This window comes from Streptomyces sp. NPDC026062, assembly GCF_055568375.1.
The window spans coordinates 58,131-64,130 of record NZ_JBVHOQ010000045.1 but is presented as its reverse complement, the minus strand read 5'-3'; the positions used below and the strand labels follow the sequence as shown (position 1 = coordinate 64,130).

At 67.3% G+C, this 6,000-nt stretch carries 5 protein-coding genes; 2 read left to right on the top strand and 3 right to left on the bottom strand.

Going from position 1 to position 6,000, the window contains the following annotated elements; translation table 11 throughout:
* Positions 1-236: alpha/beta fold hydrolase (locus ACZ4LX_RS31540; RefSeq protein WP_467721328.1), on the top strand; the 236-nt coding region annotated here is incomplete at its 5' end.
* 134 nt (positions 237-370) lie between these two features.
* On the opposite strand, the gene ACZ4LX_RS31535 is transcribed toward ACZ4LX_RS31540, so the two are convergent.
* Complete coding sequence (locus tag ACZ4LX_RS31535; RefSeq protein WP_467641466.1) at positions 371-2,491, bottom strand: DNA gyrase/topoisomerase IV subunit B; 2,121 nt, start codon at positions 2,489-2,491, stop codon at positions 371-373.
* Between the two features lie 433 nt (positions 2,492-2,924).
* Between ACZ4LX_RS31535 and ACZ4LX_RS31530 the strand changes: the two genes are divergently transcribed.
* Positions 2,925-3,158 carry a DUF7455 domain-containing protein gene (locus tag ACZ4LX_RS31530; protein WP_024489001.1) on the top strand — a complete coding sequence of 78 codons (234 nt, stop codon included), beginning with the start codon at positions 2,925-2,927 and terminating at the stop codon, positions 3,156-3,158.
* A gap of 105 nt (positions 3,159-3,263) precedes the next feature.
* Here the strand turns inward: ACZ4LX_RS31530 and ACZ4LX_RS31525 are convergent, their stop codons facing one another.
* Positions 3,264-4,094: a S1 family peptidase gene (locus ACZ4LX_RS31525; protein ID WP_467641470.1), complete on the bottom strand. Its 831-nt coding sequence runs from the start codon at positions 4,092-4,094 to the stop codon at positions 3,264-3,266.
* Positions 4,095-4,228: 134 nt separating this feature from the next.
* On the bottom strand, positions 4,229-5,776 hold the full coding sequence (locus tag ACZ4LX_RS31520; protein WP_467641472.1) for an RNA polymerase sigma factor: 1,548 nt from the start codon (positions 5,774-5,776) through the stop codon (positions 4,229-4,231).
* Positions 5,777-6,000: the final 224 nt, after the last annotated feature.

The window sequence follows — 6,000 nt, the reverse complement described above, 5'->3', positions numbered from 1 at the left end:
GCGACCTCGTCGTCACCCTGAACGTGGCGCCCGAGATCGCCAAGCTCGATCTACCCGTCCTCGTCGTCCACGGCACCCACGACGCGTCGGCCCCCATCGAGCTGACCGGCCGTCGTGCGGCGGAACTCGCGCCCGACAGCACCTTCAAGGTCTACGAGAACGCGGGCCACGGGCTGTTCGCCACACACCGCGAGCAACTGACCGCGGACCTCAGGGAGTTCGCTGAAGGCCGCTGAGCCTTTGGGGCGCGGGGGGCCCCCCCCCGCGGGGGGCCCGGCCCCCGGGCGGGCCCAAAACGCCGCGGGTGCCCCCCCCCGGGCGGGGGGGCCACCACGGCTCGGTCCGGCGGGATGCCGGGAAGGATGTGGCCTCAGACGTCGATGCGCGAGCGGTCCAGCGTGGCCGCCGAGCTGGTGATGAATTCCTTGCGGGGAGCCACCTCGTTGCCCATCAGCAGATCGAAGACCTTCTCGGACGACTCCAGATCGCCGATGTTGATCCGCCGCAGCGTGCGGTGGCGTGGATCCATCGTCGTCTCGGCCAGCTGGTCGGCGTCCATCTCACCCAGACCCTTGTAGCGCTGGATCGAGTCCTTGTACCGGACGTTCTTCCGCTGGAGCTCCAGCAGCCGCTGGCGCAGCTCGTTGTCCGAGTACGTGTAGATGTACTTGTCCTGCCCCTTCTTCGGCTGGACCAGCTCGATCCGGTGCAGCGGGGGCACGGCGGCGAAGACCCGCCCCGCCTCGACCATGGGCCGCATGTACCGCTGGAAGAGCGTCAGCAGCAGGACCCGGATGTGCGCGCCGTCCACATCGGCGTCGACCAGCAGCACGATCTTGCCGTAACGGGCGGCGTCGATGTCGAACGTCCGGCCGGACCCGGCTCCTATGACCTGGATGATCGCCCCGCACTCGGCGTTCTTCAGCATGTCGGAGACGGATGCCTTCTGAACGTTGAGGATCTTGCCGCGGATCGGCAGCAGCGCCTGGAACTCGCTGTTCCGTGCCAGCTTGGCGGTGCCGAGCGCGGAGTCGCCCTCCACGATGAACAGCTCGCTGCGCTCCACGTCGTCGCTGCGGCAGTCGGCGAGCTTCGCCGGCAGGGAGGAGGACTCCAGAGCCGTCTTGCGACGCTGCGCGTCCTTGTGCTGACGGGCGGCGATCCGGGTCCTGGCCGCTGCCACCGCCTTCTCCAGGACCGCCCTGGCCTGGGCCTTCGCGTCCCGTTTGGTGGAGGTCAGGAACGCCTTCAGCTCCTTGGCCACCACGTTGGCGACGATCCGGTTGGCCGCCGAGGTGCCCAGCACCTCCTTGGTCTGTCCCTCGAACTGCGGCTCCGCCAGCCGTACGGTCACGACCGCGGTGAGGCCCTCGAGCGCGTCGTCCTTGACGATGTCGTCCTCGGCTACGCGCAGCATCTTCGCGGAACGGAGCACCTCGTTGACCGTCTTGGCCACGGAACGCTCGAAACCGGTCACATGCGTGCCGCCCTTGGGGGTGGCGATGATGTTGACGAAGGACTTCAGGTTGGTGTCGTACCCGGTGCCCCACCGCATGGCGATGTCGACAGCCAGTTCCCGGGTGACCTCGGTCGCCGTCATGTGGCCGACCTCGTCGAGTACGGGCACGGTCTCCTTGAACGTGCCCTGCCCGGTCAGGCGCAGAACGTCGCAGACGGCCTTGTCCTGGGCTAGGTACTCGCAGAACTCGCTGATCCCGCCGTCGAAGCGGAAGGTCTCCTCCGTCTTGCCCTGCCCTTCCAGACCGCGCTCGTCGCGGACGACGAGGGTGAGGCCGGGAACGAGGAAGGCCGTCTGGCGGGCCCGCTGGTGAAGCGTCTCCAGGTTGAGCTTGGCGTCCTTCAGGAAGATCTGCCGGTCGGCCCAGTAGCGCACCCGGGTGCCGGTGCGGCCCTTCGGGATCCGCTTGCCCTTGAGCAGCCCGTTGGCCGGGTCGAAGGGGCTGTCCGGCCCCTGCTCCGTGAACATGCCGGGGACGCCGCGCCGGAAACTGATCGAATGCGTGGCGCCGTGGAGGTCGACCTCGACGTCGAGGCGGGCGGAGAGCGCGTTGACGACGGAAGCGCCGACGCCGTGCAGACCGCCGGAGGCGGCGTAGGCCCCGCCGCCGAACTTGCCTCCGGCATGCAGCTTGGTCATCACGACCTCGACGCCGGACAGCCCGGTCTTCGGCTCCACATCGACGGGGATGCCACGGCCGTTGTCGCGGACCTCCACGGAGGAGTCGTCGTGGAGGATGACCTCGATGTGGTCGCAGTATCCGCCGAGAGCCTCGTCGACGGAGTTGTCGATGATCTCCCAGAGGCAGTGCATGAGGCCGCGGCTGTCGGTGGACCCGATGTACATCCCGGGGCGCTTGCGAACCGCTTCGAGCCCCTCGAGTACGAGCAGGTGCCGCGCGGTGTAGTTGGAACCGTCTTGGTCTGCTCCGGTCAGCAGCGCAGTGGACGGCACGGACGTATCGGCGGTCACGCGGTTCGCTCCTCGCTGAATTTCATTTGGGGCCCAGTGGGTAACGGGCTCGGCTTCGGTCGCCGCTGAGAGGGTACCGAGGCCTGGTAGAGCGGGTGTAACGCCACCCTCGGAGAACCCTCACACTAGTCCAGCTTCGCATACACGTTCGATCCCTCCTTGGAGTGACGCGCACATCACGTTCCCTTCCAGGCATGAACCATTTAGGCTCCGGGCACGTCCTCATAAACAACCGGCAAGCCAGCCGGCGGGACCGACCAAGACAAGCAACGCGAAACCGTAGCGCCACGCAATACGGCACATTCGCCGCGAACCGGCAACAGACAGCCATCCTGAGAAGAAGTTTCGAAGAAATGCCACGAGCGGGAACGTTTTCGGCCTGGTTGGATGTTGACCCTGGTACGACAGCTCGTCGAGCTAGAGAAGAGGCGACGTGACTACTGTTCTGACCCCCGCGAGCCCGCTGACCGCAGCAGACCGCTGTGACCGTTGCGGCGCCCAGGCATACCTGCGCGTCGTCCTGATCAGTGGCGGTGAACTGCTCTTCTGCGCCCACCATGGTCGCAAGTTCGAGCCGGAACTCAAGAAGATCGCCGCGGAAATACAGGATGAGACGGATCGACTGACGGCCGTGCAGGCCCAAGCCGCCGAAGAGGAACAACACTGACACCTCGCATCCACGACGAGCCAGGGCCCGGTCCCGCACCGGCCGACGGGCGGCTCCCCATCACAAGGGGAGCCGCCCGTTCTCGTACCCGCCGACCCGTGCGGGTCAGGCGGCCCCGTCCATCCACTCGATGGCGGCGGAGATCCGCGTGTAGACGCCAGGACTGCCCGCGAGGCCGCACCCGTTCCCCCAGGACACGAGGCCGACGAGCTTCCCCTGGGCCACCAGAGGCCCTCCGCTGTCCCCCTGGCAGGCGTCATAGCCGCCCTGGGGTTCGCCCGCGCAGAGCATCGCCGAGGCGTCGTACGTGCCGCCCCTGCCTCCTGGGTAGGCCTGCTCGCACGAGCTGTCCGGCAGCACGGTCACGTTCGCGGAGCGGAGCGATGTCGCGTAGTCGCCGTCGCCGGTCGTGTCACCCCATCCGTAGACGACGGCGGGTGTCCCGGAGGTGTACGCGGAGTCACCGGCCTTCGCCATGGGGATCACGCTCTGCTCGGGCAGCGCCTCGGCGAGGGTGAGCACGGCGACGTCACCGCTGTTGGTGGCGGCGTCGAAACCGGGATTGACCCAGGTCCCGCTCACCGCGACCTCCTTGCCCCCGGTGCCGGTCAGCTCGTCGCGGCCCGAGATGATCCGCAGGTCGCGCACTTGGCCGACATCGACGCCCAGCGCCTCCCGGCTCAGACAGTGCGCGGCTGTCAGAGCCTTCTTCGGCCCCACCACGACGGCACCGCAGAACTGGCCGGCCCGGGTACCTCCGAACCGGTCACGGCTGGCGATTGCCACCACCCATGGACTGTCCTTGACGTGAGCGGGCTGACCGCCGATGACGATGCTGTCCGCGACTGCCGGGGCGGGCGACGCGAGCGGTATCACAGCCATTGCGGCCGTGAGGGCAAGCGCCCCGGTCATGGTGCGGACGACGGTACGGGACATACCTTCTCCTGACTCTGTGATGAACCATGCCTACCCAGAGTCATTCCGTCGATCCCGATCCGCACCTGCGCCCCTACAGAAGCGAGGGCCCGGATCCCATGGATCCGGGCCCTCGGCCTATGCGCTGAAACGACCTAGTCGAGATAGTCGCGCAGGACCTGCGAGCGCGACGGGTGACGCAGCTTGGACATCGTCTTGGACTCGATCTGACGGATGCGCTCACGCGTCACGCCGTAGACCTTGCCGATCTCGTCCAGCGTCTTCGGCTGTCCGTCGGTGAGGCCGAAGCGCATGGAGACCACGCCCGCCTCACGCTCGGACAGGGTGTCGAGCACCGAGTGCAGCTGCTCCTGGAGGAGCGTGAAGCTGACCGCGTCGGCCGGAACGACCGCCTCGGAGTCCTCGATCAGGTCACCGAACTCGCTGTCCCCGTCCTCACCCAGCGGGGTGTGGAGGGAGATCGGCTCGCGGCCGTACTTCTGAACCTCGATGACCTTCTCAGGGGTCATGTCGAGTTCCTTGGCCAGCTCCTCCGGGGTGGGCTCACGGCCCAGGTCCTGGAGCATCTGGCGCTGCACACGCGCGAGCTTGTTGATGACCTCGACCATGTGCACCGGGATACGAATGGTGCGGGCCTGGTCGGCCATGGCGCGGGTGATCGCCTGCCGGATCCACCAAGTGGCGTACGTGGAGAACTTGTAGCCCTTGGTGTAGTCGAACTTCTCGACGGCACGGATCAGACCGAGGTTGCCCTCCTGGATCAGGTCCAGGAAGAGCATGCCGCGGCCGGTGTACCGCTTGGCCAGCGAGACCACGAGACGGAGGTTGGCCTCCAGCAGGTGGTTCTTGGCGCGGCGGCCGTCCTCGGCGATGATCTCCAGCTCGCGCTTGAGCTTGGGAGCGAGCTTGTCCGAGTTCGCCAGCTTGTCCTCGGCGAACAGACCCGCCTCGATGCGCTTGGCGAGCTCGACCTCCTGCTCCGCGTTGAGGAGCGGGACCTTGCCGATCTGCTTCAGGTAGTCCTTGACCGGGTCGGCCGTGGCGCCGGCGACGGCGACCTGCTGCGCAGGTGCGTCGTCCTCGTCGTCATCGGAGAGGACGAAGCCCTTGTTCTCGCCCTCGCCCTCCTCTTCCTCACCCTTGCCGGCCTTGACTTCCTCGGCGGCGTCCTCACCGTCGAGGATCTCGTCGTCCTGCTTGCCGGCCTTCTTCGACGCGGTCTTCTTCGCCGCCGTCTTCTTCACGGCGGTCTTCTTGGCAGCCGTCTTCTTGGCCGCCGCCTTCTTCGCGGGGGCGGCCGCGGCGGCGTCATCGGCCACCGCGTCGACGGTCTCGGCCGACGGGGCCGCAGTGGCCGCGACGGTCCGCGTCACGGTCGTCTTGGCCGCGACGGTCTTGGTGGCGGTGCGCTTGACCGGGCTCTTCGCTGCGACGCTCTTGCGGGCGCGCTTCGACGGCTCCGCGGCACTGACCATCAGCGTCACACCCTCTTCCTCGAGGATCTGGTTGAGGCTGCGCAGAACGTTCTTCCACTGGGTTGGCGGAATCTGGTCAGCCTCGAAGGCCCGACGCACGTCGTCGCCGGCGATCTGCCCATCAGCCTTTCCCCGCTCGATGAGCGCCATGACAGATTCGGACTCGGCGATCTCCGGCGGGAGCGTACGGGATGTGCTGGCCGACACGAACAACCTCTCGGAACGATGGAAACGGCTTCCGGCCCGGCCCTGAGAGGGCTGGAACCGACGACCGTCGGGCTGGGTATGTACCGACGGCGCGGGCTAGGCCTCAGAACTGCACAGCGCGCTCAATGGCTGCTGTATTCCTTCCGCGGCGGTCACCTCTTAAGTCATCGCGCTGTTTCGAGGAGTGTTACGCCCAATCCGCGTGGCCCGAGTCACACCTCATT